This is a genomic window from Chryseobacterium sp. PCH239 (assembly GCF_018924625.1).
Lineage (GTDB): Bacteria > Bacteroidota > Bacteroidia > Flavobacteriales > Weeksellaceae > Chryseobacterium > Chryseobacterium cucumeris.
On sequence record NZ_CP073027.1, the window covers coordinates 126,379 to 150,046 of the forward strand.

The 23,668-nt window shown below is 36.0% G+C and carries 29 protein-coding genes and 1 pseudogene; 23 read left to right on the forward strand and 7 right to left on the reverse strand.

Features of this window, described 5'->3' with window-relative positions; all coding sequences use genetic code 11:
• Nucleotides 1-137: 137 nt before the first annotated feature.
• From KBP46_RS00640 to KBP46_RS00735, 21 genes are all read left to right on the forward strand, one after another.
• Nucleotides 138-728: a Crp/Fnr family transcriptional regulator gene (locus tag KBP46_RS00640; RefSeq protein ID WP_079242156.1), complete on the forward strand. Its 591-nt coding sequence runs from the start codon at nt 138-140 to the stop codon at nt 726-728.
• 77 nt (nt 729-805) lie between these two features.
• A complete protein-coding gene (locus KBP46_RS00645) occupies nt 806-1,213 on the forward strand; it encodes a VOC family protein (protein ID WP_062675271.1) in 408 nt (135 codons plus the stop codon).
• Nucleotides 1,214-1,310: 97 nt separating this feature from the next.
• Nucleotides 1,311-1,721 carry a VOC family protein gene (locus KBP46_RS00650; protein WP_062675270.1) on the forward strand — a complete coding sequence of 137 codons (411 nt, stop codon included), beginning with the start codon at nt 1,311-1,313 and terminating at the stop codon, nt 1,719-1,721.
• 25 nt (nt 1,722-1,746) lie between these two features.
• Nucleotides 1,747-2,208 (forward strand): hypothetical protein, encoded by a 462-nt coding sequence (locus KBP46_RS00655; protein ID WP_216444381.1) that lies wholly within the window; start codon nt 1,747-1,749, stop codon nt 2,206-2,208.
• A 201-nt stretch (nt 2,209-2,409) separates the two neighbouring features.
• Nucleotides 2,410-2,934, forward strand: coding sequence for a DinB family protein (locus tag KBP46_RS00660; RefSeq protein ID WP_216444382.1), 525 nt, complete (start codon nt 2,410-2,412; stop codon nt 2,932-2,934).
• A 2-nt stretch (nt 2,935-2,936) separates the two neighbouring features.
• A complete protein-coding gene (locus tag KBP46_RS00665; protein WP_216444383.1) occupies nt 2,937-3,713 on the forward strand; it encodes an alpha/beta fold hydrolase in 777 nt (258 codons plus the stop codon).
• A gap of 90 nt (nt 3,714-3,803) precedes the next feature.
• Nucleotides 3,804-4,235 carry a VOC family protein gene (locus KBP46_RS00670; RefSeq protein ID WP_216444384.1) on the forward strand — a complete coding sequence of 144 codons (432 nt, stop codon included), beginning with the start codon at nt 3,804-3,806 and terminating at the stop codon, nt 4,233-4,235.
• A 79-nt stretch (nt 4,236-4,314) separates the two neighbouring features.
• Nucleotides 4,315-4,728: an SRPBCC family protein gene (locus KBP46_RS00675; RefSeq protein ID WP_062675265.1), complete on the forward strand. Its 414-nt coding sequence runs from the start codon at nt 4,315-4,317 to the stop codon at nt 4,726-4,728.
• A gap of 36 nt (nt 4,729-4,764) precedes the next feature.
• The gene (locus tag KBP46_RS00680) at nt 4,765-5,004 is read left to right on the forward strand and encodes a hypothetical protein (RefSeq protein WP_228432187.1); all 240 of its coding nucleotides are present in this window, start codon (nt 4,765-4,767) and stop codon (nt 5,002-5,004) included.
• Nucleotides 5,005-5,137: 133 nt separating this feature from the next.
• Nucleotides 5,138-6,004: a VOC family protein gene (locus KBP46_RS00685; RefSeq protein WP_216444385.1), complete on the forward strand. Its 867-nt coding sequence runs from the start codon at nt 5,138-5,140 to the stop codon at nt 6,002-6,004.
• Between the two features lie 47 nt (nt 6,005-6,051).
• A complete protein-coding gene (locus KBP46_RS00690) occupies nt 6,052-6,885 on the forward strand; it encodes an SDR family oxidoreductase (protein WP_216444386.1) in 834 nt (277 codons plus the stop codon).
• A 117-nt stretch (nt 6,886-7,002) separates the two neighbouring features.
• Nucleotides 7,003-7,431, forward strand: coding sequence for a hypothetical protein (locus KBP46_RS00695; protein ID WP_062675262.1), 429 nt, complete (start codon nt 7,003-7,005; stop codon nt 7,429-7,431).
• An 86-nt stretch (nt 7,432-7,517) separates the two neighbouring features.
• Nucleotides 7,518-7,976, forward strand: a complete 459-nt coding sequence (locus KBP46_RS00700; RefSeq protein ID WP_062675261.1) for an SRPBCC domain-containing protein — start codon at nt 7,518-7,520, stop codon at nt 7,974-7,976.
• A gap of 94 nt (nt 7,977-8,070) precedes the next feature.
• Nucleotides 8,071-8,529: a hypothetical protein gene (locus tag KBP46_RS00705; protein ID WP_062675260.1), complete on the forward strand. Its 459-nt coding sequence runs from the start codon at nt 8,071-8,073 to the stop codon at nt 8,527-8,529.
• A 172-nt stretch (nt 8,530-8,701) separates the two neighbouring features.
• A complete protein-coding gene (locus KBP46_RS00710; protein ID WP_216444387.1) occupies nt 8,702-10,705 on the forward strand; it encodes a S9 family peptidase in 2,004 nt (667 codons plus the stop codon).
• A gap of 680 nt (nt 10,706-11,385) precedes the next feature.
• A complete protein-coding gene (locus KBP46_RS23380) occupies nt 11,386-11,604 on the forward strand; it encodes a hypothetical protein (RefSeq protein WP_253297138.1) in 219 nt (72 codons plus the stop codon).
• Nucleotides 11,601-11,963: an RNA polymerase sigma factor gene (locus tag KBP46_RS23385; protein ID WP_253297139.1), complete on the forward strand. Its 363-nt coding sequence runs from the start codon at nt 11,601-11,603 to the stop codon at nt 11,961-11,963. Before KBP46_RS23380 ends, KBP46_RS23385 begins: the two co-directional genes overlap by 4 nt.
• An 11-nt stretch (nt 11,964-11,974) precedes the next feature.
• Nucleotides 11,975-12,307, forward strand: coding sequence for a hypothetical protein (locus KBP46_RS00720; RefSeq protein WP_047433535.1), 333 nt, complete (start codon nt 11,975-11,977; stop codon nt 12,305-12,307).
• A 92-nt stretch (nt 12,308-12,399) separates the two neighbouring features.
• The gene (locus KBP46_RS00725) at nt 12,400-12,657 is read left to right on the forward strand and encodes a hypothetical protein (protein WP_216444388.1); all 258 of its coding nucleotides are present in this window, start codon (nt 12,400-12,402) and stop codon (nt 12,655-12,657) included.
• Between the two features lie 255 nt (nt 12,658-12,912).
• Nucleotides 12,913-13,446, forward strand: a complete 534-nt coding sequence (locus KBP46_RS00730) for an alpha/beta hydrolase (RefSeq protein WP_216444389.1) — start codon at nt 12,913-12,915, stop codon at nt 13,444-13,446.
• Nucleotides 13,447-13,835: 389 nt separating this feature from the next.
• Complete coding sequence (locus KBP46_RS00735) at nt 13,836-14,483, forward strand: J domain-containing protein (protein ID WP_216444390.1); 648 nt, start codon at nt 13,836-13,838, stop codon at nt 14,481-14,483.
• A gap of 1 nt (nt 14,484) precedes the next feature.
• On the opposite strand, the gene KBP46_RS00740 is transcribed toward KBP46_RS00735, so the two are convergent.
• Complete coding sequence (locus tag KBP46_RS00740; protein ID WP_164723264.1) at nt 14,485-14,634, reverse strand: hypothetical protein; 150 nt, start codon at nt 14,632-14,634, stop codon at nt 14,485-14,487.
• A gap of 474 nt (nt 14,635-15,108) precedes the next feature.
• Between KBP46_RS00740 and gcvP the strand changes: the two genes are divergently transcribed.
• Nucleotides 15,109-17,967 carry an aminomethyl-transferring glycine dehydrogenase gene (gene gcvP, locus KBP46_RS00745; protein ID WP_062675256.1) on the forward strand — a complete coding sequence of 953 codons (2,859 nt, stop codon included), beginning with the start codon at nt 15,109-15,111 and terminating at the stop codon, nt 17,965-17,967.
• A gap of 96 nt (nt 17,968-18,063) precedes the next feature.
• Here gcvP and KBP46_RS00750 read toward each other — a convergent pair whose 3' ends face one another.
• From KBP46_RS00750 to KBP46_RS00770, 5 genes and pseudogenes are all read right to left on the reverse strand, one after another.
• Nucleotides 18,064-18,882 carry a hypothetical protein gene (locus KBP46_RS00750; protein ID WP_216444391.1) on the reverse strand — a complete coding sequence of 273 codons (819 nt, stop codon included), beginning with the start codon at nt 18,880-18,882 and terminating at the stop codon, nt 18,064-18,066.
• A 138-nt stretch (nt 18,883-19,020) separates the two neighbouring features.
• Nucleotides 19,021-19,194, reverse strand: a complete 174-nt coding sequence (locus tag KBP46_RS00755; protein WP_167348782.1) for a hypothetical protein — start codon at nt 19,192-19,194, stop codon at nt 19,021-19,023.
• A gap of 256 nt (nt 19,195-19,450) precedes the next feature.
• Complete coding sequence (locus KBP46_RS00760; RefSeq protein ID WP_216444392.1) at nt 19,451-19,819, reverse strand: hypothetical protein; 369 nt, start codon at nt 19,817-19,819, stop codon at nt 19,451-19,453.
• A 12-nt stretch (nt 19,820-19,831) separates the two neighbouring features.
• A pseudogene (locus tag KBP46_RS00765) lies at nt 19,832-20,571 on the reverse strand (YggS family pyridoxal phosphate-dependent enzyme).
• Nucleotides 20,568-21,287: an AAA family ATPase gene (locus KBP46_RS00770; protein WP_120231575.1), complete on the reverse strand. Its 720-nt coding sequence runs from the start codon at nt 21,285-21,287 to the stop codon at nt 20,568-20,570. The pseudogene KBP46_RS00765 and the gene KBP46_RS00770 overlap by 4 nt, the downstream one beginning before the upstream one ends.
• A 1,093-nt stretch (nt 21,288-22,380) precedes the next feature.
• On the opposite strand from KBP46_RS00770, the gene KBP46_RS00775 reads away from it, so the two are divergent.
• On the forward strand, nt 22,381-22,716 hold the full coding sequence (locus KBP46_RS00775; RefSeq protein WP_120231574.1) for a multidrug efflux SMR transporter: 336 nt from the start codon (nt 22,381-22,383) through the stop codon (nt 22,714-22,716).
• On the opposite strand, the gene KBP46_RS00780 is transcribed toward KBP46_RS00775, so the two are convergent.
• Nucleotides 22,685-23,368, reverse strand: coding sequence for a glycosyltransferase family 32 protein (locus KBP46_RS00780; RefSeq protein ID WP_216444393.1), 684 nt, complete (start codon nt 23,366-23,368; stop codon nt 22,685-22,687). The two genes, KBP46_RS00775 and KBP46_RS00780, sit on opposite strands and share 32 nt — an antisense overlap.
• Between the last annotated feature and the right edge of the window lie 300 nt (nt 23,369-23,668).

Consider the following 23,668-nt stretch of genomic DNA (forward strand, 5'->3'; position numbering starts at 1 on the left):
AACAAAAAGCTTTTAAATGTCTTTAATTTCAATAGAGTATGTTCTTTTGATAAAAATATTCAATGCTTTGTTTAATATTTTTTGCTCTGAATTCAATTAAAAATTTTACTTTTAAAGACTTAAAAAATTGACACCAAATGACCAATAAAGCTTTAGAAACCTGCTATGATTTCCCCTTTTTTTTCCCTGAAGAGCTTGCTGAAATATTCCAGGCTCATGAAAAAACATCTTTCCAGAAAGGTGATTTCATTCTTGAGGAAGGAAAAACAGCCAATGAATATTATATTCTTGAAAGCGGATTGGCGCGTTCCTATGTGAATGATTTCAACGGAAATGAAGTAACAACCCACTTTTTTGTAGAAAATGAAGTCATTATTGAGGTTTTGTCAATGTTTCAGCGGGTTCCGTCTCAGGAGAATATCGTTTGTATTACAGACTGCGAGTGCTGGAGGCTGGATTATGATACCTTCCAGGAGTTGTTCCATAAAATCCCCAACCTCAGGGAATGGGGAAGATCGTGGATGTCTCAGGAGCTTTTTGCCTACAAACAAAGATCTGTAGAAATGTTTACCCTTTCTGCCACCAGAAGATACCTTAATCTGCTGGAGCAAAAATCTAAAGTCATACAATTTGCCCCCTTGAAACAAATAGCGTCCTATCTGGGAGTTACAGATACTTCTCTGAGCCGTATCCGTAAGGAAATCGTCTCTCATCCTAAGAAAATTTAAATCTTGCCCTATGGCAAGTAGATTTTCATTGCACCTCGGTAATTTTGGATTACAGATTAACACTAAAATTACGAAAAATGAAAGTCAATCAAATTTATGTGAACCTTCCGGTAAAAGATGTACAGAAAACCAAAGAATTCTGGACTAAGGTAGGTTTTTCTATCAATGAACAATTCTCTGATGATAAAGCAACCTGCGTTGTTTTGAATGATACCATCTATGTGATGTTTCTGCAGGAAGATTATTTTATGACCTTCACCAATAAACCGGTTGCCAAAGAAAATACCAGTCAGGTTCTTGTAGCGGTAGGTTTGAACAGCCGTGAAGAAGTAGATGAAATAGTAAACACTGCTGTAGAGAACGGCGCACGGCAGCATGAAGAACCTCAGGATTATGGATGGATGTATCAGAACTCCTTCTGGGACCCGGATGGGCATGGCTGGAATATTACTTTTGCAGATATGTCTCAAATGCCTGCTGAATAAATTAATCCAAATAAAAAAATAAATCTTGCCCTATGGCAAGCACATTCTTACCAAATCCTGATAATTTTGGATAACAATCACCACTAAAATTTAGAAAATGAATATTACAGATATTTACGTCAATTTACCTGTAAAAGACGTTCAAAAAACCAGAGAATTCTGGACGAAGCTTGGCTTTTCTATTAATGAACAGTTTTCAGATGAGAAAGCAATATGCGTAGTCATGAAAGAAAATTATATCTACACTATGTTTCTTAAAGAAGAGTTTTTCCAAACCTTTACCAACAGACCTTTTGCGAAAGGAGATACTACTCAGGTACTTCTTGCTATCGGAGTCAACAGCCGGGAAGAAGTAGACGGTATGGTAAAAACAGCGATCGAAAACGGAGGGTCAAAATACAGTGAACCTGTAGATTACGGATGGATGTATCAAAGCAGTTTTGCTGATATCAACGGCCATCAGTGGGAAGTAGTGCATGGTGATGCCTCTCAGATCCCTGCAGAATAATCCATAACACCACAAAATATATCATATGGAAACACAATCAAACGATATAGAAATCATAAAAAATCAGATAACCAGTAATTATTTTGTGATTACGATGAATATCGATGGTATTAGCCACGAAGAATCTATGATTTTTCCCAATGGTGAAGCCAATTGTATGAACTGGATCCTTGGACATTTAATTTACATCAGAAATCCATTACTGAATATTTTAGGAGAAGATTCTGTCTGGGATAGTGAAAGATTTTCTTTCTATAACAGGGGTGAAATTGCTTTAGATCATCAAGATAAATTGATTAGTTTCGAAGATTTAAAATCCTATCTTAAGCAATCCCAGGATAAACTGGAAGCAAAGCTCAACACACTTAAGAGTTTTAAACCTGAAATGGTTAAAGATATATCAACCTTAAGCCTTCATGAAATCTATCACAGTGGGCAGCTGGGTTATCTCCGCAGAATTTTAGGAAAACCGGGTGCTATAAAATAGCATGCTATTTTTAGACTCCTTACTTCGCTCGGAATGACAGGTGCATCGCTGAAATATGAGTATTACCTTTTCAGAAGGTACAATTTTATCGCAGATAAAATCCTTGCGACTTAAAAACGCATAGTTTATAAAACTCTTAGCGCCTTTGCGTTTCTCCAACCTACTAACCTCTAATTTCTAACTTCTAATCTCTGATTAAAAATGAACACACCAAAATCAAAAAAAATGGAGCTCGTTATTCCGGCTTACAGAATGCATTCCCAAAGCTTTATGAATGTTTTGGACGGCATTTCGGAAGAAGACGCCTTGAAAAGAATTGAAAATAAAACCAATCATATCGTATGGATGGCAGGAAACTTTGTCAACATGCGCTATGGATTAGGTTCAGTACTTGGGCTTCAGGGAGAAGACCCTTACAATGATTTGTTTTTCCAGGGAAAAGCATTGAATGAAAGTTTAAAATATCCAACCCTGGCTGAACTGAAAGAAAACTTTCATTCAATTTCAGCTAAAGTCTTTCAAAAACTTCATGAAGTAACCGATGAAGAGCTGGATGAAATATTTGAAATAGGAATGAACATCCCTTTCATTAAAGAAACAAAACTCAATTTTGTCGGAATGTGCATCGGCCGTGAAGACTACCTCTGCGGGCAGATAGGTCTCATGCGCAGAATTTTGGATTATCCGGGAATGAAATATGATGTGGACGAAAATCTTAAATATTAATAATGAATCCAGTAGAAAAAGGCTATAAAAAAGTCAACGGGATCCAACTATATTACGAGATCTACGGATCAGGAAAACCTGTGGTTTTAATCCATGGCGGTGGCTCTTCAATGCTTTATGATTTTAAAGAAGTCATCGCAAGGCTTGAAGATAAATTCCAGCTCATAGGAATCGATTTACAAAATCATGGCAGAAGTGAGCACCGCGATATTCCGGAAACATTTGAACAGGATGCAGACGATGTTGCAGGACTTTTGGCAGAACTTAACATTGAAAAAGCTTCATTCTGGGGATTCAGTAATGGAGGAAGTACCGTAATGCAGATTGGGCATCGTCATCCCGGAATTGTTGAGAAATTAGTGGTTGCCTCTGCTTTTTATAAAAGAAGCGGAATGATAGACGGCTTTTTTGAAGGAATGCAGGAAGCAACTTTTGAATCAATGCCTGAACCTTTTAAAATTAATTTCTTAAGCCTCAATCCTGATTTCTCAAAGCTTGAAAACCTTTTTGAGAAAGATTGTACAAGAATGCAGACTTTTCAGGACTGGAATGATGAAGTGCTGAGGTCAATCAAATCACCTGCATTATTTATCAGCGGCGATCAGGATGTGATGAAGCCGGAACATACTGCCGAAATGTGGCGGTTGGTGAAAGGCTCCCGGTTATTGATACTTCCCGCAACTCATGGTACTTATATGATGCCGGACTTTGATGGAAGTATTGATGCCAACTTAATAGACTTTACCGTCAGGGAAGTAGAAAAATTTTTAAACCATTAAGCGTTTTTTTATTCATAGTAAATTAATTAATCCTTAATGGATCAACAGTAGAAACAATATTTTATAATAATAACTTTAAAATTAAAAATCATGGCTAAATTAAATCCATACCTAAATTTTGATGGAACAGCTGAAGAAGCGTTCAATTTTTACAAAAGTGTTTTCGGTGGTGAATTCGTTGGTGGAATTCATAAAATGGGCAATGCTCCCGGTACCGAAAACCTGTCAGAAGAAGAAAAAAACAGGGTAATGCACATCGCTCTGCCTGTAGGTGAGGACCTGTTAATGGCCTCCGATATTGTACCGGCATTCGGGCAGACTCTTACCGTAGGAAATAATAATTATGTGTCTATTTTCCCTGATTCAAAAAGCGAAGCAGACAGGATTTTTAAAGAACTTTCTGATGGCGGAAACGTGGAAATGCCTATTGAAGATCAGTTCTGGGGAGACTACTTCGGATGTTTTCAGGATAAGTATGGTGTTCATTGGATGGTGAACTATAATGAAGAATCTGCAAAATAATCTTATATTTAACTAATGATAATAAAGAGATGCTCATTTTTGGGCAGCTCTTTATTTAAACTTTTAAAAATATAGAACTATGGATCCAATTAAAATAGACATCACAATTTTAGCACCGGTGGAGAAGGTTTGGAATTATTTCAATGAACCCAAGCACATTACGAAATGGAATTTCGCCCATGAAACCTGGCACTGTCCTAGTTCTGAAAATAACCTTGTAGTAGGAGGCAAATTCAAAAACAGAATGGAAGCAAAAGACAAAAGCTTCGGATTCGATTTTGAAGGCGTATATGATGAGATTATTCCTCATGAGATCATTAGGTATCACCTTGAAGACGGACGAAAAGTGGAAGTTGTATTTGATAAGATAGATGAGAATACAACGAAAGTGATTGAAATTTTCGATCCGGAAAAACAAAATTCTGTGGAAATGCAGCGGGATGGCTGGTATGCTATTCTCAACAACTTCCACAAATATGTTGAGAATCATTAACAATATTTTTTTGTAGCCATGATCAATCTAGTTATCATGTCAAAGAGTTTAAACTCTATGTATGCTTTTAATTATGACTCTGCAGAGCAATTCCTTCACGGAGTTATTGCAATACCTGCTAGAAAAGCCTTAGAAAAGGAAAAAATAAATTCTTTGGAAAAACTTTCAGATTATTCCGAAAAAGAAATTATGCAGCTTCATGGTTTCGGTAAAAATGCGATGATGAAACTGAAGAATTACATGAAAGAAAATCAGGTCTGCTTTAAAGAAGCATAATATATATACAACTGAAGAATTTTGCAGTGTCATTGCAGTAAAACGGATTGGTATCGTTTAAAAGCAAAGGCATAAGATCTGTTTTGCTGTATAGAAAGTTAAAAATACATCACCCTTTTTAAAAATTAAAATTATGAATAATGATATTTTCCCATGTCTCTGGTATGATGGAGACGCCAAGCAGTCAGCCGAATTTTATTGTAAGGTTTTCGGAGGCGAAATCACTGCAGATACTCCTGTTGTCATGAATATTGATTTGTTTGGACAGAGAATTATGCTTCTGAATGGAGGCCCGCAATTCAAAAAAAATGCTTCTATCTCTTTTATGGTAATCTGTGAAACAGAAGATGAAGTTCAAAAATACTGGGATCAGTTACTGGATGGCGGAATAGCTTTGATGGAATTGGGATCTTACTCATGGAGTCCGAAATACGGATGGGTTCAGGATAAATATGGCGTAACATGGCAGTTGTTTCTGGGAGAAAAAGCAAGCGATCAGAAAATAATTCCGACTTTGATGTTTATCCATCAGAATAACGGAAAAGCTAAAGAAGCAATGGAACTTTACACGAAAACTTTTCCCAATTCAAGCATCGGAAATATATTGACCTACGGAGCAGGGAGCGAAGGACATAACATTCCGGAACCGGCAGAAAATGTTCAGCATGCTCATTTTACAATCGATAATTACAGCGTATTCTGTATGGATAATTCCTATGATCACCCGTTTGACTTCAATGAAGGAATATCATTAGTGGTAATGACAGATGACCAGGAACAAACCGACAAATATTGGAATACACTCACTGCTGGCGGTGGCAGAGAAAGTATGTGCGGCTGGCTGAAAGATAAATACGGATTAAGCTGGCAGATTGTTCCTAAGAGACTCATCCAGCTGATGAATGATTCTAACCAGGAAAAAGCCTATAAAGTTGTTCAGGCGATGATGAAAATGCAGAAAATTATTATTCAGGATCTGGAAGATGCTTATAATTCTTAAATATTTTCGGCGTATTGTTTGATGTGATTTAGGAAAAAGATTTGCATATGAAAACACAGAACAAATCAGACTCTAAGTCAAAAGTCCCTAAAGACGGGGTGTTTCCGGAAATTATCAGGAACGATTATCAGGGAAGCCGGAAGCTGCAGGGTAAAAAAGCTGTTATTTCCGGAGGAGACAGCGGCATAGGACAGGCGGTGGCCGTTCATTTTGCCAGAGAAGGAGCAGATGTCGCCATTATCTATAAAGAAAGTGACGATGATGCTAACGAAACCAAAAGACTGGTGGAAAAAGAAGGGCAGAAGTGTCTTCTGATCAAAGGAGATCTTACCCGGAAAGCATTCAGAACCAAATGCGCAGACAAGATTAAAACAGAGTGGAAGAATATTGATATTCTTGTTAATAATGCAGGAATTCATACTTCAAAAAGCAGTCTGGAAAAAATCTCTGATGAACAGATTCAGGAAACGTTTGATACCAATATTATTTCCATGATTTCATTCACCAGAAATTTTCTTCCTATGATACCAAAAGGAGGAAGAATCATTTGTACAACCTCTGTTACAGCGTACCGCGGAAGTGACCACTTAATAGATTATGCGGCAACAAAAGGTGCTGTTTTGTCCTTTATCCGGTCTCTGGCCGATAATCTTGCAGAAAAAGAAATTCTGGTAAACGGAATTGCACCAGGACCTATATGGACGCCATTGGTGAAAGAAGCTTTTGATGACCTTTCCACCTTTGGAAAAGACACTCCGCTGAAACGTGCGGGACAACCTTCTGAAGTAGCACCAGCTTATGTTTTTCTTGCCTCAAAGGATGCAAGTTATATTACAGGAGAAATTATTCATATCAATGGAGGTGATTTTGTCGGAGGATAGAATGAGAAGCTAGAAGTGGTCACAATAACACTCTTACTCTCTGACCCTCAAACTCACTCGCTCTCCGGTACAATCACCTGCAACCTATTATCCACCACCTAATCGCTTAAAAAATATATGGAAAAATTATCATACGAAATAGAAATCAATGCTGAACCTGAAAAAGTATGGAGTGTCCTTTGGGGAGACATTACCTACAGGCAATGGACAACAGCATTTACAGAAGGTTCTTTTTATGAAGGAACGCTTGAAGAAAATAATATCGTTAAATTTCTTGATCCGAAAAACAACGGAATGTACAGCAGAGTGGAAAAAATGATCCCCAACGAGGAAATAAAATTTTTGCACCTTGGAGAAATTTATGAAGGCATCGAAGTCCCTCAGGATTGGGGTGAAGCTACAGAGGCTTACTTTCTTGAGGAGAATGAAGAAGGCACTTTACTGAAAACAGAAATTCAGACACCGGCAGAATTTAAAGAATTTTTTGAAGAGAAGTTTCCAAAAGCGATGTCACTCGTTAAACATCTTTCAGAAAATCAGCTGTAAATAATTTAGTTAGAATTAAAGAAAAATCTGTGAGCTTTGAGATTGCTTCACTTTGCTCGTAGTGACCAATTAAAAAAATGAAACAAATGGAAACCTTATCATACGAAACAGTAATTGATGCTCCCCTTCAGAAAGTCTGGGACATCCTCTGGAGTCCTGAAACATATAGTGAATGGACTAAGTATTTCGGTGCAGGATCTGTTATGAAATCAGACTGGAAGGTAGGTGGGAAAACTTATTTCCTGAATGCACAGGGAGAAGGAATGGTTTCAACCATAGACAGCATGGATGAACCTAACCAAATTGTATTCAAACATCTGGGAATGGTGGATAAAGAGGGAAATGAAGACACCCAGAGTAAAGAAGTCATGGAATGGAACGGAAGTTTTGAGAAATACTTTTTGATAGACTTTGGAGGAAAAACAAAACTTCATGCCGAAGTTCAGGTAGAAAAACAATGGCAGGATCATATGAATACAGGCTTTACAAAAGGATTAATGGTTGTGAAAAGTCTTGCGGAAGGAGTGAGCCTTGGTTCAGTTTGATGAAATTCAATGTTTAATGTTTAAGGTTTAGAGTTGGTTTCTTACCCTGAATACTAATATCTGCTACCTGCCACCTAATATCTACCACCTATAAATGAAATTACTCGTAATACTTTTCGCAACTTTTATTCTGGCTTTGCTGGGGACTTTTTTGTTTCAGGGGAAGCCGGATTTTATATTTTCAGGAAACCTGGGAATGGCTGTTTTTATAATATTTACAGGTTTCTCTCATTTTAAATTTCAAAAGGGAATGGCGATGATGATTCCTGATTTTATTCCTGCCCGAATGTTTTGGGTATATTTTACGGGAGTTCTGGAAATTGCAGCAGGAATTGGATTGATGATCCTGTCAATTCGTGAGATGACAGCAATTTTACTGATCATTTTTTATATACTGGTTTTTATAGCCAATATCAATTCTTCCAGGAATAAGATTAATATTTTTAAAGCCGATTACACCGGTCCGGGAATGAAGTATCTTTATACTCAAAGGATTCCCATGCAGATTATTTTAATAGTCTGGACCTGGTATTTCGGAATTTATTTACACTAAAAAGACAGCCTTTACAGACTGTCTTTTTTATATAATTGAGATTTTTTTAATTAAATGATATAAAATTGTAACATTTTGTAACCTGAATGTGTCTTATTATATAAAATGCATTTGTTTTCTATTGTTTTAAAAATGAGTGCTTTCTATAACTTTAACCTTTAAAACAGAAGTTATGAACCTAAATCACAACATTTTCGGTACAGCCCTTATTGTACTATCCACCATTATGACCAACGCACAGAGTTCTACTGCCAAACTGCCTGGAGATCCTACTTTGCCATCTTCCAAGGCTAATCTTGAGAAACTGATTTCTTACGACAAAGGAAACTTTAAATACAAAGTCGAAGACTATTTTGCAAGACCTAAAGCTTCAGCATTTAAAATCTCTCCTGATGGGAAATATCTTTCCTATAAAGAGAAAGATCAGGAGAAAAAAAATCATGTTTATGTAAAAGATCTTGGCACCGGAAAAATTACCAAAGCTATTGTAGAAAAAGATGATCTGATAAGAAACTATGGCTGGCTGAACAAAAAACGCCTTTTCTATACACAAGATAGAGGTGGAAATGAAAATATCCACCTGTATGCTACCGATACAGACGGAGGAAATCAAAAGGATTTAACACCATTTGACGGAGTAAAAGTGCAGGCCATTATTCCTATAAAAGATACTGATTTTGTTGTGGTTACCATGAATAAAAACAACAAGCAGATCTTTGAGCCTTTTAAAATCAATTTCGTTACCGGGGAAATGACCCAGCTTTATGAAAATAAAGATGTTAACAGCCCTATCGACGATTATCTTTTTGATAAAGACGGAAATCTGAGAGGTTATAGCGTACTTGAAAACGGATTAACCACAAAAACCTATTATAAAGATCTGCAGACCGGAAAATTCAATCTGATCAAATCTGCAGACTGGTCTGATACCTTCAGTATTATAGAGTTTAATGAAAATTCTAAAAATAAAGATGAAGCGTATGTAGTAACCAATCTGGATAGCGATAAAGCGAGAATTGTACTGTATGATCTGAAGAAGAATGCAGTGATTAAAGAGGTTTATTCCAATCCTGTCTATGATGTAAGCTCAATAAGCACGGCGGGTAAAAACAGAAACTATGAACTTGACTATATCAGCTATGAAGGCACAAAAGGAGAAACAGTTCCGGTAAGTAAATTTTATAAAGAAATACATGACAAATTAAAATCTCAGTTTGGAGACAAGGAATTTGGAATTGTTTCTTCTGATGATAATAATGATAAACTTTTGGTTGTTGTAGGAAGTGACAAGCTGTATGGAACTTATTATGAATACGATACCAAAACCAAGCAGACCAAACTTCTGTATAATCTGATGCCGCAGCTGAAGGAAGAAGACATGGCTGAAATGAGACCTATCGAATTTAAAAGCAGAGACGGATTGACAATCCATGGGTATATTACCCTACCTAAAGCGGCATTGGAAGGTAAAAAAGTTCCTTTGATCGTAAATCCTCACGGGGGCCCTCAGGGAATCAGGGACAGCTGGGGATTCAATCCGGAAACACAGTTGTTTGCAAGCCGTGGATATGCTACGCTTCAGGTTAACTTCAGAATCTCCGGCGGATATGGAAAATCATTCCAGAAAGCGGGTTATAAGCAGATCGGAAGAAAAGCAATGGATGATGTGGAAGATGGTGTAAAATACGCCATTGAACAGGGATGGGTAGATAAAGATAAAGTTGCCATTTACGGAGGAAGCCACGGTGGATATGCAACATTGATGGGATTGATCAAAACTCCGGATTTATATGCTTGTGGAGTGGATTATGTAGGTGTATCCAATATCTTTACTTTCTTTGATTCTTTCCCGGAATACTGGAAACCCTACAAAGAAATGGTAAAACAGATCTGGTACGATCTTGATAATCCTGAGGAAGCTAAAATTGCTAAAGAGGTATCTCCTGTGTTTCAGATTGATAAGATTAAGAAACCATTATTTGTAGTACAGGGAGCTAATGACCCAAGGGTAAACATCAATGAATCTGATCAGATTGTAAAAGCGATGCGTGCCAAAGGATTTGAAGTTCCTTATCTTGTAAAATACGATGAAGGACACGGATTTGGAAAAGAGCCGAACAGAATTGAACTTTACAAATCGATGTTGGGATTCTTTGCTGAAAATTTTAATAAGTAAAATATAATTTTATAATGTTTGAAACGGAAGGCTCAGTCTTCCGTTTTTTTTACCATAAAGTCATTGCGAGCAAAGCGAGGCAATCTTATTAAAACTAGAAGTAGTAGAGTTGGAAAACGCAAAGACGCTAAAAATTTTCACAACAATCTGTATATTTTTAAGGCGCAAGGATTTTATCTCCGATAAAATTGAAGACTGCCTATTTTAGTTTTTTAGCTGATTATGTTGACTAAATAGATTTGAGAAGTCCCATGATTAGAAAATAATAAGACAGATCGCTTGCTGAAAATCTCTGATTTTCTTGCGCCTTACAATTATACATTATAACGATAAAAACTTTGTGCCCTTGCGTTTTCCAACAAAAATATTATTTTACAATTTTATCATTCATCATTCATCATTCATCATTCATCAATTATCAATTATCAGTCACCACCTTAGCCCCGATAGCAGCGGTTACCCCGGAACACGAGTGGGAGAGTCGGAGGGTAAGAGGGTGGGGTTGTTTAGCGTGAGGAGTATGAGTGGATAGCGGGAAAAGCTTCTGAAAAATAAATTATGCCTAGGTTGTTGAAAAAAATTATGAAATAAAAACACGATGAATAAAAGAAAAATTGAATTGTAAGAAAAATATTTTAAATTTATTAAAGTAAAACTAAAAGGCTAACCGTCATATCAGTATGGAGGTTGTCGAAAAAATAACAATGCCACAGAAGGAGAAAGAAAGCATCATCTCACAGACCGTTTCCAACTACGGAGGGAAGCTGATGTCTTATATTCGTCCGAAAGTGAAAAACACGGAGGATGCGGAAGATATTCTGCAGGAAGTGTGGTATCAGTTCAGTAGCCTTACGAATCTTTCTGAGATCGTAAACGTTGGGGCTGGCTGTACAGGGTGACGGCGAATAAGATCACAGACCGTTACCGGAAAAAGAAAACAGAAAATCTTGAAGATTTCGTATATGAAGATGAAGATGGCAGTTTTTCTATCAAGGATATCCTTTTGATGGATGAAAGTGCCGGTCCTGAAGTGAAGATGTTTCAGGATGAGATCTGGAAAAAACTGTTTGAGGCGCTTGATGAACTTCCCGAAAAACAAAGGCTGGTCTACGTAGAAAATGAACTGAACGACAAAACCCTCCAGGAAATCGCCGATGAACAGGGAGAAAACATCAAAACTATCATCAGTAGAAAAAACTATGCTGTGAAGCATTTAAGAAACAGATTGAGAAAATTATACGAAGATTTAAAAAGTTAGAAAAAGAAATTATGAATCATAAACACAAAAAGGGTTGGATTTTTTTATTGCTGTGCCCGCCATTAATTTTAGCTGCCGTTACATGGATTGTCATGATGCTTTGGAACTGCCTTCTTCCGGAGATTTTAGGAGCAAAAACAATTACTTTCTGGCAGGCCATGGGAATACTGATCTTAAGCAAAATTCTTTTCGGAGGTTTCCACTTTGGTAAAGGGGTGAGAGATTTCAAGGAAAGAAAGATGAGAGAAAAAATGGCAGGTTTATCTCCTGAGGAAAGAGAGAAATTTAAAGAAGTCTGGAGAAATAAATGCTCCGGTGGATTCTTCAACAGAAATAACGAATAATCTGAAATTTTTAAAGAAGTAGTAAAGTAAAAATCAGCATTCATTCGTCTCTATAAAAAACAAGAAGTAGTAAAATTTAAAATTTTGAAAAAATGAAAAATTCAGCATTAAAAGGGGCTCTTGGAGCATTAGCCGTTGCAGGTGTAGCCTTAATCGCTAAAAAAGCAATACAAAGAAAAAGATTTATCAAAGGTATTTTTGATGAGTACGGAATCAAAGAAAAGTCACCTTTCGGACTGGCAGATAAGATCAGGGAAATGAGTGATGAAGACTATCAGGAACTGAAAGGGAAATTCAAAAAAGAATTTCATTCAAGATGCTGCAAAAATGATAATATGTGTGAAGCATAAGAAAAGTAAAAAACTAAATTGAAATTGTTACATTCCGGCTCGGGAAGCTTCGCTTCCCGAGCCGGAATTTTTACATAAAATAGTCACAGTAAAGGCTTTTTAACACTATATTTGTTTCTTTCTAATTAAAAGCTATTTCCGGTTATGATGAGGTTTACAAATGTTTTTATTGTCATACTTTCATTTTTTTCGATCATATTGTTTGGCCAAAAGTCACAACAAAAACAATATATTTTCTTTTTACATAATAAATTTTTGGAAGATCATTCTTTTGAGGAAAAACATCCGAAATATGGTGTTGCAGAATATGAGACAATACTCAATAAGCTAAAGGATAAAAATACGATTCTCATTTCTGAGAAAAGAAAAGCGGACACAGATCCATCAGCGTATGCTGAAAAAGTAAAAAAGCAGATTGACAGCCTGATAAAAAAGGGAATTCCTGCCGGAAGAATAACAGTGGTAGGAACTTCTCAGGGAGGTTATATTGCACAATATGTCTCTTATTATGAAAAGAATCCACAATTGAAATTTGTCTTCATCGGAGCTAGTTTCAAAGATGATTCTTTGGAAAAAGATAAAAATTTCAGATTGTATGGAAGGATTCTTTCCATTACGGAGAAATCAGATGACGGACATGTGCCGATGTCGTATGAACAGCGGTTCGTCAGATCCCACCTAAAAGATTTTAAAGAAATAGAGCTTAATACGGGATTGAATCATGGCTTTCTTTTCAAAGCACTCAATGAGTGGATTGCTCCCACTAAGGATTGGATTTCCCGTAAGTAATTACGGTCGGTCTATTACCGTTCAGTTCTTATGATTGAAGTTACTACGAAATGATCTGGGTAATTTGCGGCATCTGTGGGAAATGCCTTGAATATGAAGTTGAGATTCCTTGCTTTGCTCGGAATGACAAAGGGGCTGTTGAACTCATTCAATTCATGTATTTGTTGAGAAGTACAGTTTTATCGGGGATAAAATCTTTGCGCCTTAAAAATATGAAGGTATCTGTAAAAAAACTTAGCGTCCTTGCGTTTTTCAACCAATAAATTATGAGAGATATTGAGATTTCTTCACCTTCAATCCACAATGACTTTTTGATCTATACTTCCAACAAAATTTTACCATAAACATCAAACGCAAAGAAAAATAAATCCTTATTTTTGTATTGCTCAATGAAAGATTACTACTATTTTCTCGGTATATCACAGGATGCTTCAGAAGAAGACGTCAAAAAAGCCTATCGTAAACTGTCCTTAAAATATCATCCCGATAAAAATGCCAATGATGACTTTTTTGCGGACCGTTTCCGTGAGATTCAGGAGGCTTATGAAACCTTAAGTGATCGCGCGCTGAGACGTACTTATGATCAGAATTTAGAAAGCCATCAGCGAAGTTTCAGGTATAATATTCCGCCAGCCATCAAAACTTTTACAGCGAATAAAATTCATGCGAAAAAAGGAGAGGAAATTATCATCAACTGGCAGACGAGTAATGCCGATGTGGTGAAAGTTTTGCCTTTCGGATTAGAAAAGCCGTATGGAGAGAGGATCTTTAAGATCACAGAATTTAAAGACGGAAAATTCCAGCTTCTGCTTCATGCAACGAATTCTCTTTTGCACAAAACGGTTGTTCAGGGAATCACCATCACAGAAGTTTTTGAAAACGATTCTGAAAAGTTCAAAAGTTCGGTGGAAGAAATGTTTAAGCCGCAGCCTGCAACAAGAATAAACAAGTCGGGTCAGCCTAAGATTATGATGCTGATCTGGGGAATTATTATTCTGGCAATTGCGATCTATATGCTGATCAAAAATTTCAGCTAGTTTATGCCATTTTCTTTCTTCCCGGGCATTTTTTACATCTTTTTCCCTTCTTGAATTTTTTACAGCATGATTTCTTTTCACAGAACATCTCTTCGTTATTGAATGAGTAAGGTGCCAATGGCGGAACTTTAAATGGGACAATCATATTCATGCTGCAAATATATTAATTTAGAATAAATATAATTAATAAAATTTCATAAAATTCTTACAACCTGATGAATAGCAGTGGTAAATTACTTTAAAAGAGTTTTAATGGAGGTAAATTTGAATGACAGATACTTTCAGTAGAAGTATAAAAATAGATGTTGAATACATTATATTTTTAAAAAAAATCGTTTAATAGATTCAATAATAAGAGTGAGATTTATTGATTATATACACTAATTTAATAATGTATAAAGAACTTAATTATATAGAAATCCATGCTTTTTCTTGTGTATTATGTATAGAATAATGGTTATTGTTGATGAAATTAATGTCAACCTTATCATAATTTACGAAATGTAAATTGTGAGAAATATCACAAATAGATGTGTGAATTATCACCTCCTTGGTACTCTTGTGAAATCATTCAAAAAATTGTAATTTTACCCATCTTTTTACAAACAAAATCTAATAAATAAAAATGAATACAGAACAGTTTGTGAGCCGTCACATTTCCCTTAATGAAGCCGATAAACAGGCGATGTTGGAAAAACTTGGCGTTTCTAGTATTGAAGAGTTAATTTCTCAGACCATCCCTTCTTCTATCCGTTTAGAGAAAGATCTTGAGATCTCGGAACCACTTTCTGAATACGAAATGTTGAACCACTCAAAGGAATTGGCATCTAAAAATACTGATTACACAAGTTATATCGGATTTGGATACCACAATACACTTTTACCTTCAGCAATCCAGAGAAATATTTTTGAAAACCCTAGCTGGTATACGGCATATACTCCATACCAGGCTGAAATTGCACAGGGAAGACTTGAAGCTCTTCTTAATTTCCAGACTGTAGTATGTGATCTTACTGGTTTTGCATTAGCCAATGCCTCTTTGTTGGATGAATCTACTGCTGCTGCTGAAGCAATGCACATGTTCTTCAACAACAGATCTAAAGACCAGAAAAAAGCAGGAGCTAATAAGTTCTTTATTTCTGACCTTGTGCTTCCTCAAACAGTTTCTGTATTAAAAACAAAAGCTGAAGGATTAGAAATCGAAATCGTAGTGGGAGATCATAAAACTCACCAGTTGGATGCTTCTTATTACGGTATTTTATTACAGTATCCTGGTAAAAACGGAATCGTTTTAGACTATACAGAAGATATTGTAGAATATAAAAAACTTGATCTTCAGGTAGCGGTTGCTTGTGATCCGATGGCTTTGGTTAAGCTAAAGTCTCCTGCAGAAATGGGTGCTGACTGTGCAGTAGGAACTACACAGAGATTTGGTATTCCATTAGGGTACGGAGGTCCTCACGCAGCTTTCTTTGCTTGTAGAGAAGAGTATAAAAGAGATATTCCTGGAAGAATCATCGGGGTTTCTCAGGATATGTATGGAAGACGTGCTTTAAGAATGGCATTACAGACAAGAGAGCAGCACATCAAAAGAGAGAAAGCTACTTCAAACATCTGTACAGCTCAGGTTCTTTTAGCAGTAATGGCCGGTATGTATGCTGTTTACCACGGGCCAAAAGGATTAAACTATATCGCTGATCAGATTCACTTTAAAGCAAATGCTTTGAAAAACGGTCTTAAAGCATTAGGATATCAGGTAGTAGAAGAGCCAATCTTCGATACTGTGAAAATCACTATGGCTGAAGATGAGAAAGCAAGATTGGTAAGACTGATGCTTGATCACAGATTAAACTTAAACTATTTCACAGAAGGAGTAGTAAGCATTGCGATCAACGAAAGTACAACATTAGAGAAATTAAACTATCTGATGGCTTCTTTCGCTCAGTTCAAAGACAAGCAGACTTTCAAATTAGAAATCAAAGAAGGATACAGTATTCCGGAAGAAAACTTAAGAAAAGACGAAATTCTTACAGAATCAGTATTCAACAAATACCATACGGAAACAGAATTGATGCGTTACATCAAGCGTCTTGAGAGAAAAGATTTATCATTGACTCATTCAATGATTTCTTTAGGATCTTGTACCATGAAACTAAACGCAGCCACTCAGATGTTACCACTTTCATGGGAAAACTGGGGCGCAATTCACCCATTCGTACCTGTAAACCAGGCTGAAGGATATCAGGAAATGATCCGTGAACTGGAGAAAGACTTAGCAGAAATTACAGGTTTTGCAGGAACTTCACTTCAGCCAAACTCCGGAGCACAAGGAGAATACGCAGGATTAATGGTGATCAGAGAATACCATATTTCAAGAGGAGACCACCACAGAAATGTAGTATTGATCCCTCAGTCTGCACACGGTACCAACCCGGCTTCTGCTGCAATGGCAGGAATGAAAATCGTAGTGGTGAAAAACCTTGAAAACGGAGAAATCGACTTCGAAGATCTTAAAGCTAAAACAGAACTTCATTCAGCGAATTTATCTGCTGTAATGATCACTTATCCTTCTACGTACGGATTCTTTGATGCTAATATTAAAGAAATTACCAACCTTATCCACGAGCACGGAGGACAAGTATATATGGATGGTGCAAACATGAACGCTCAGGTAGGATTTACAAGTCCTGGAAACATCGGAGCAGACGTTTGCCACCTTAACCTTCACAAAACTTTCGCAATTCCTCACGGAGGCGGAGGTCCTGGAGTAGGTCCAATCTGTGTTGCTAAACACTTAGTACCTTTCCTTCCTTCTAACGCGAACATCAGAATCGGTTCCAAAGAAGCTATTGAAGGTATTTCTGCTGCACCTTACGGTTCAGGATTAATCCTTAATATTTCTTACGCTTACATCAAGATGTTAGGAACAGAAGGTCTTAAAAAGGCTACAGGACATGCCATCATGAATGCTAACTACCTGAAAGAAATTTTAGCAGAGCATTTCCCAATCTTATATTCCAACGAAAACGGAAGAGTAGCTCACGAATGTATCGTAGACTTCCGTCAGTTCAAGTCTTTAGGAATTGAAGTAGCTGATGTGGCGAAGAGATTAATGGATTATGGTTTCCATGCACCTACCGTTTCTTTCCCGGTTGCAGGTACATTAATGATTGAGCCTACAGAATCTGAAAGCAAGGCTGAAATTGATCGTTTTGCAGAAGCGTTGATCTCTATCAAAAAAGAAATCGATGAAATTGCAAACGGTGAAGCAGATGCTACAAACAACGTATTGAAAAATGCTCCTCATACAGAACAGCTGGTAATCTCTGATTCTTGGGATAAACCATACAGCAGAGAAAAGGCAGCTTATCCGTTAGAATGGGTAAGAGACCACAAATTCTTCGCTTCTGTATCAAGAGTAGATGAAGCTTACGGAGACAGAAACCTGGTATGTACTTGTGAGCCGATTGAAGCTTATATGTAATCTCAGTTTTTTAACGATAAAAAAGATCCCTTTCAGCAATGAGAGGGATTTTTGTTTTTATAGTCATTGCGAGCGTAGCGAAGCAATCTCAATTTTCTATTTCTCTCTATAATCTCCTTTTGGCTTAAAATGTCCTGTTTTTTGATCGTAAAGAAAAATATATTCTACAGGAATTTTTTTGTAAGGATTATCAACAGAATATTTGATTTCTCTGCCATCTATTGTTAGATTGTCATACCAGAATCCATCCGGTGTTCGCCTCTGGATCAATACAAGTTTTCCTGTGAAAGCAATATCATTAAATCCGTCATTATTGTAGTCTTTAATTTTTAATTGCAGCTCATACGGTTCATAAATTTTGTTGTCTTCATGAGCATCATATGTTCTGACGTTACCCCCATAGATATCTTCTAAAGAGTCTGCTGTTATTTTGTAAATTTCATGACCTCCGTTTCCATGTGCTGTGACCGAGGTTGCCAGTAAATATGGATTTTGTTTTGGGAAAATAGAAACAAATTCATACCGTTCTGCTGATAAAATTTTAACAAGCTTCCCTTCTTGTGTTAATAAGAGTTGATTTTTCCAGGGATATCCAGAATTTGGTCCTGTCTTCCAGTCGTATTCAACAAAGTAATACTCCTGATCTGAACCATTGATTTTCACCTTTTTGAATACCGTTATCTTTTCACCTTTTTGCTGAACAGGACTTTCATGAACATGGAGATCAAAAGCTTGCTGAAGATTTTTGATAAATTTTGAAGAGTCTTTAATTAAAGGATAATCCACAAGATATTCAAGCGGGATAGACATTGTAAGGTTGGGATTCTCTTTGTCTGTCTGTTGAACATTTTCTTTTTTGTGAGTACAGTTCAAAATGAGCAAAGGTAAAAGTGCTGACAGGAATGTTCTTTTCATTAGGGTTATTAGTTACGAAAGAGAAATTTTTTGAAATTTATTATATTTTAATGAAATGCAATCATTTAATTTAAAATTTTTAAAACAAAATCACCTCCCAAAAATCGAGAGGTGTCTTAGTATTTAAATTCCGGTTTGTTATCTTCGTTTAAAGCTATAAGCAAGCAAAATAGCTACGCCCATAGTAACGCAGGTTATAATTGAAATGGTTTCAATGGAAATTCCACTTTTCATCTGTGTGTTTTCTTTTTCACATGAAAAAAAGAATAATAATGTCATGAACAGACATACCGATAGTAATTTTTTATCCATAAATGTATTTGTTTGGTTACGAAATATTTACAGCAAAAAGTATACCGAATTTATAGACTAAGGAATGGGTTTATTGACTTGTCCTTATAGTTAATACCTGGGATTAATGATTAATAAAGGTTTTTCTTATTACTAGCCCTTCGACAGGCTCAGGGGGACAACCGAATACCTATCGAAATTTTTAAGCGTTGTCAGGCTGAGCCTGTCGAAGCCGGTATTTTACTAAAGAGATAGGTTTTTACTGCTTAATTTTCGGTTAAATTTTGGAAACGTTATCTATTACCAAAATATAATGACAATAATGTATAATGATACCGGCAATGAAAAGAAGAGAAGCTATTAGTATCTCAGTAGTCAGGTGATTTAGGATAAAATGCTTTTGTTTTGTAGGTAAGAATTCTTGTATTTTCGTTGTAGAAGTATTCTTTGCCAGGTGAGAAACTAATGGGGATTTGTTGGCAAAATCAAGTTTAAACATTTTGTTTTCACCTATGATGGTGCCGTCAGCAGGAACAATATCAGTTAAGCCCCTTTCTGTGATTGAATGACATACTGCATCAGTGACATTTTTAAACGTTTTGCTATCTTTTATTTCTCTCTCAAAAGTATAAGTAAATGGGAACATATAGTTGTAAACTTAGTTATTTGTTTTTCCTTCATCCCAATAGTAACTGTCCGGGTAGATTCTCGCTCCAAAAACGGCAGTTCCCACCCGTACAATGGTGGCGCCTTCTTCAATGGCTGTTTCCAGATCGCTGCTCATTCCCATGGAAAGCTCTTTCATTTCTACGTTGGGGATATTTCCGGTGATGATGTCCTGCTGAAGTTTTTTCAGGATTTTAAAGCATGCTCTTACTTTCTCAGTTTCAGCACTGAATAAGCCGATGGTCATCAATCCCTTTATCTTTAAAGTAGAGTAGTTGGAATCTTTCGGGTAAGTTCAATAGCCTGATCAGGATTAACTCCAAATTTGCTTTCTTCATTGGATGTATTCACCTGAATTAAAACATCCATCGTTCTGTTTTCAGTCAAAAGTCTTTGATGAAGTTTTTCAGCAAGTTCCAGTCGATCCAGAGACTGGACGCAGGTGACATCGTATTTCAGGATATCTTTGATTTTATTGGTCTGAAGATGGCCGATAAAATGATTTTCATGGGGAATGTCTTTCAGGTCTTCATATTTCTCCTTCAATTCCTGTACCTTGTTTTCTGCGATTAATTCCTGTCCGTTTTCCAAAGCAATTTTGATACGGTCTGCAGAAACAGTTTTCGTCGCCAGTAATAATCTGACTTCATTACTGTTTCTTCCGGATTGCTCACAAGACTTTCTTATTCTTTCATTGATCAAAGCGAGATTGTGGAGGATATCTTCTTTCATGATGAGATGGTTTCTTTGGCTTCCAGTTTTTTAATTAAAGCAGCTTTCACGGCTGTTAAAGCATAATCTTTAGCTTCAGCAAAAGAAATAGCGTATTTTCTTTCAATCGTTCTCAAGTCTTCCGGAAACTGTGCTAATAATTGATTGTAATACGAATCCAGAATTTCAGCGGAAGGCATTTCATAATTAATTTTTAGCTGGAAACGTCTTAGAAGGGCGGTGTCAATAATCTCAGGATGATTGGTGGCACAGATTAAAAGCGCATTTTCAGGATAATAATCAATCAGCTGAATCAAAGTATTAACCAATCTTCTCATTTCGCCCACATCTTTATCGTCGCTGCCCCTTGCTTTCCCGATCTGATCCAGTTCATCAAGGAATAATACCGATCTTTCTCTGGCGGCTTTATCAAAAATCATTTTAATATTCTGTGATGTTTCTCCAATGCGAGACGAAACAATATTACTAAGATTTAAAATAATAATATTTTTTCCAAGGGCATTGGCAATGGCCTTGGCTGTCATTGTTTTTCCACATCCGGAACTTCCTTCAAGTAAAATCTTATGGTTAACCGGCAAGCCATACTCCTGGAGCTCTTTAACGTAATTATGCTCTTTAATGAGCTGTACTAGCTGTTCTCTGTTGTTGGCATTAAGAAATACTTCGTTAAGATTTACCTGTTCTTTATCTTGAATAATAAGGTTGTACAGATTCATGATGATTAATGATTATTGAATAAACAAAGATAAAGCTTTATTGAATGTTAAAAAGAATCCTGAAAAATAATAAATACCTGGTCCAACGGATACTGAATGATAAATAATAAATGATGCTGGTATTAGCAACAATCTGTGAAAGTCTGATCAGTGGGAAAAAGACTATAAAAAAAGAAAAGCCGGACTTGCGGCCGGCTTTTCTCATTTGGATATTAAAATTTGTTATGAAACTAAGATCTTTCTGCTTATGTTTTTGGGCCCTTTTACCCGATGGTAAAAGAGCAATCCGATCTCTCAGATTAAAAACATAAAACAATATAATTAGTATAGATTTTCTATAGGCTTGTTTTGTTTTAAGATTAGTTTCTTTCTCTTCTTACTGTCATGAAATATGAAGTAATTACGACTAAACCTGTTGCGATACCGATATAAGTTATCATTTTGTATTATTTTTAATTATTTGACTTTTTTTATCAATCTTTCAATTGCAATATTACTACTTTCAAATCATGTGCCAAAGTAAAACACTATGATGTTTATCAGTGTATTACGGTGTTTTATGTTCATGTATTAGTGAATTTTTGTTTACAATAAATTAATGTATTATTTGAAATTTATTAATACTTTTATTATTCTATCTGTAAAATCATGTGAATGTGTTAATCGTTTATTGACTTCTATATTGGAGTTGATAAAACAAATAATAAATAATGCTTAGCATAATATTGTTTTAAAGTGTAATTTTTGAACTTTAATTTTTCACCTCAAACAGATTTTTATGTTAATAAAATTTATTCTTTGCTCTGGTTTTTATACTGGAATTTTTGTCAGTTGTCACATTTCATGTCATAGAGAAATATTATTTTATGCCAGAAATGAAAATAAAGTTGTCTGCTGACCGATTATTTTGAGGCAGTAGAATCCAGACAATGAGAATAAATGGATTTGAAAATAAGAAGCTTATGAAAATTATTGAAGTTTCGAAGGAGCTGGATAACAAAACATTTCTTATCCCGGGAATAGAGTGGTGTGAAAGAATTCTCTTTTTGAATTCCCCGGGGGCTTTTACTACTTTTGCAGAAAGAATGAATTTATGGGACGCAGTTATATTTTTCTTGCACTGGCAATTGTATTTGAGATTATTGCCACGACTTTTCTGAAAAAGTCTGAGGAATTTTCTAAACTCTGGCCATCAGTAGTGACAGTTGTTGGTTATGCCTGTGCATTTTATTTTTTGAGTCTTACCCTTCGCCACATCCCCGTAGGAATTACCTACGCCATCTGGTCCGGAGTAGGTATTATTTTTATAACGATGATTGGAGTGATAGCATTCAAGCAGGTTCCAGATCTGCCTGCCATTATCGGGATTGCCCTGATTGTAATTGGTGTGATTATTATTAATGTGTTCTCAAAGATGGGAACTCATTAAAAATAATTTCCTGATGCTTCTGCTTCTGTTTCCAGTGCTGGGATCTTGTTTTGTATAAAAAGAACTTTCCCAGTTTATATTTGAATTTTAAATATCCTCTGAACTCAATGCCGTTAAATAATGTAAAAGGAATGGTCGGATTTTCCTTTAATGATTCCCTTATTCCTTTACTGAATACGGTAGGACCTGTAGTAGCATGGATATTATGTGGATAGCGGTGAGTGTCTATGTTATCAATCATCAATTCTAATGTCTTCTTAAGAAAAGGATGGTTTTTATTGAAAATAAGAGCCCATTGAACATACAGATTTTCGTGTCTTTCTACACTGATCACAGCTTCATCATCTTCCTGAATAAGTTTTTCAAACGGTTTGATAGTGCTGCTGTCTATATCCAGGTATATTCCTCCTTTTTTATATAAAATAGCATACCTGAAGAAATCTGCTTTTGCCGCTCCAATAGTCAGTTTACGGTAGCTTTTGATATATTCTGGAGGAAATTCTTCGGTGATAAACTTCTCTATATCCTGGTCATCATAGAAAAAATAGCGGTATTCCGGATTTTTCCTTTTCATATTCCAGATGTGATACCTTGTAATCAAAGGAAGTTTTTTAGTTATAAAAGTCTGAAATATTTGTTTGGGTACTGCCATTTTCTTTTTTTAAAGTATATTCTTATGTAAAAACCGGAATCATTTTTTCATCAGCAATGTGTAGCAGTAATAAGATTTTTCCTGAAATAGAGAGTTACCTATCTTTGAAATAGCTTATGCTTAGCTGGAGATTTGATTCTATTTTAGACGAATGGTTAAATAATGTGGAGAATAATTTTAATTTTTTTTTAATCTCTCGATGGAGGAAGTTCAGGAATAAGGTGTGATATTGTAAAATCGGATGGTATTTTAAATTTATTTTGCCCTCGGTCTTTCAAAAGGGTTATAAGAAATTCCAAT

Excerpts from the sequence above, each read along its gene's own strand:
- KBP46_RS00640 (WP_079242156.1), top strand. The coding sequence starts at position 138 with ATGACCAATAAAGCTTTAGAAACCTGCTATGATTTCCCCTTTTTTTTC.
- KBP46_RS00645 (WP_062675271.1), top strand. The coding sequence starts at position 806 with ATGAAAGTCAATCAAATTTATGTGAACCTTCCGGTAAAAGATGTACAG.
- KBP46_RS00650 (WP_062675270.1), top strand. The coding sequence starts at position 1,311 with ATGAATATTACAGATATTTACGTCAATTTACCTGTAAAAGACGTTCAA.
- KBP46_RS00655 (WP_216444381.1), top strand. The coding sequence starts at position 1,747 with ATGGAAACACAATCAAACGATATAGAAATCATAAAAAATCAGATAACC.
- KBP46_RS00660 (WP_216444382.1), top strand. The coding sequence starts at position 2,410 with ATGAACACACCAAAATCAAAAAAAATGGAGCTCGTTATTCCGGCTTAC.
- KBP46_RS00665 (WP_216444383.1), top strand. The coding sequence starts at position 2,937 with ATGAATCCAGTAGAAAAAGGCTATAAAAAAGTCAACGGGATCCAACTA.
- KBP46_RS00670 (WP_216444384.1), top strand. The coding sequence starts at position 3,804 with ATGGCTAAATTAAATCCATACCTAAATTTTGATGGAACAGCTGAAGAA.
- KBP46_RS00675 (WP_062675265.1), top strand. The coding sequence starts at position 4,315 with ATGGATCCAATTAAAATAGACATCACAATTTTAGCACCGGTGGAGAAG.
- KBP46_RS00680 (WP_228432187.1), top strand. The coding sequence starts at position 4,765 with ATGTCAAAGAGTTTAAACTCTATGTATGCTTTTAATTATGACTCTGCA.
- KBP46_RS00685 (WP_216444385.1), top strand. The coding sequence starts at position 5,138 with ATGAATAATGATATTTTCCCATGTCTCTGGTATGATGGAGACGCCAAG.
- KBP46_RS00690 (WP_216444386.1), top strand. The coding sequence starts at position 6,052 with ATGAAAACACAGAACAAATCAGACTCTAAGTCAAAAGTCCCTAAAGAC.
- KBP46_RS00695 (WP_062675262.1), top strand. The coding sequence starts at position 7,003 with ATGGAAAAATTATCATACGAAATAGAAATCAATGCTGAACCTGAAAAA.
- KBP46_RS00700 (WP_062675261.1), top strand. The coding sequence starts at position 7,518 with ATGGAAACCTTATCATACGAAACAGTAATTGATGCTCCCCTTCAGAAA.
- KBP46_RS00705 (WP_062675260.1), top strand. The coding sequence starts at position 8,071 with ATGAAATTACTCGTAATACTTTTCGCAACTTTTATTCTGGCTTTGCTG.
- KBP46_RS00710 (WP_216444387.1), top strand. The coding sequence starts at position 8,702 with ATGAACCTAAATCACAACATTTTCGGTACAGCCCTTATTGTACTATCC.
- KBP46_RS23380 (WP_253297138.1), top strand. The coding sequence starts at position 11,386 with ATGGAGGTTGTCGAAAAAATAACAATGCCACAGAAGGAGAAAGAAAGC.
- KBP46_RS00720 (WP_047433535.1), top strand. The coding sequence starts at position 11,975 with ATGAATCATAAACACAAAAAGGGTTGGATTTTTTTATTGCTGTGCCCG.
- KBP46_RS00725 (WP_216444388.1), top strand. The coding sequence starts at position 12,400 with ATGAAAAATTCAGCATTAAAAGGGGCTCTTGGAGCATTAGCCGTTGCA.
- KBP46_RS00735 (WP_216444390.1), top strand. The coding sequence starts at position 13,836 with ATGAAAGATTACTACTATTTTCTCGGTATATCACAGGATGCTTCAGAA.
- KBP46_RS00740 (WP_164723264.1), bottom strand. The coding sequence starts at position 14,634 with ATGAATATGATTGTCCCATTTAAAGTTCCGCCATTGGCACCTTACTCA.
- gcvP (WP_062675256.1), top strand. The coding sequence starts at position 15,109 with ATGAATACAGAACAGTTTGTGAGCCGTCACATTTCCCTTAATGAAGCC.
- KBP46_RS00750 (WP_216444391.1), bottom strand. The coding sequence starts at position 18,882 with ATGAAAAGAACATTCCTGTCAGCACTTTTACCTTTGCTCATTTTGAAC.
- KBP46_RS00755 (WP_167348782.1), bottom strand. The coding sequence starts at position 19,194 with ATGGATAAAAAATTACTATCGGTATGTCTGTTCATGACATTATTATTC.
- KBP46_RS00760 (WP_216444392.1), bottom strand. The coding sequence starts at position 19,819 with ATGTTCCCATTTACTTATACTTTTGAGAGAGAAATAAAAGATAGCAAA.
- KBP46_RS00770 (WP_120231575.1), bottom strand. The coding sequence starts at position 21,287 with ATGAATCTGTACAACCTTATTATTCAAGATAAAGAACAGGTAAATCTT.
- KBP46_RS00775 (WP_120231574.1), top strand. The coding sequence starts at position 22,381 with ATGGGACGCAGTTATATTTTTCTTGCACTGGCAATTGTATTTGAGATT.
- KBP46_RS00780 (WP_216444393.1), bottom strand. The coding sequence starts at position 23,368 with ATGGCAGTACCCAAACAAATATTTCAGACTTTTATAACTAAAAAACTT.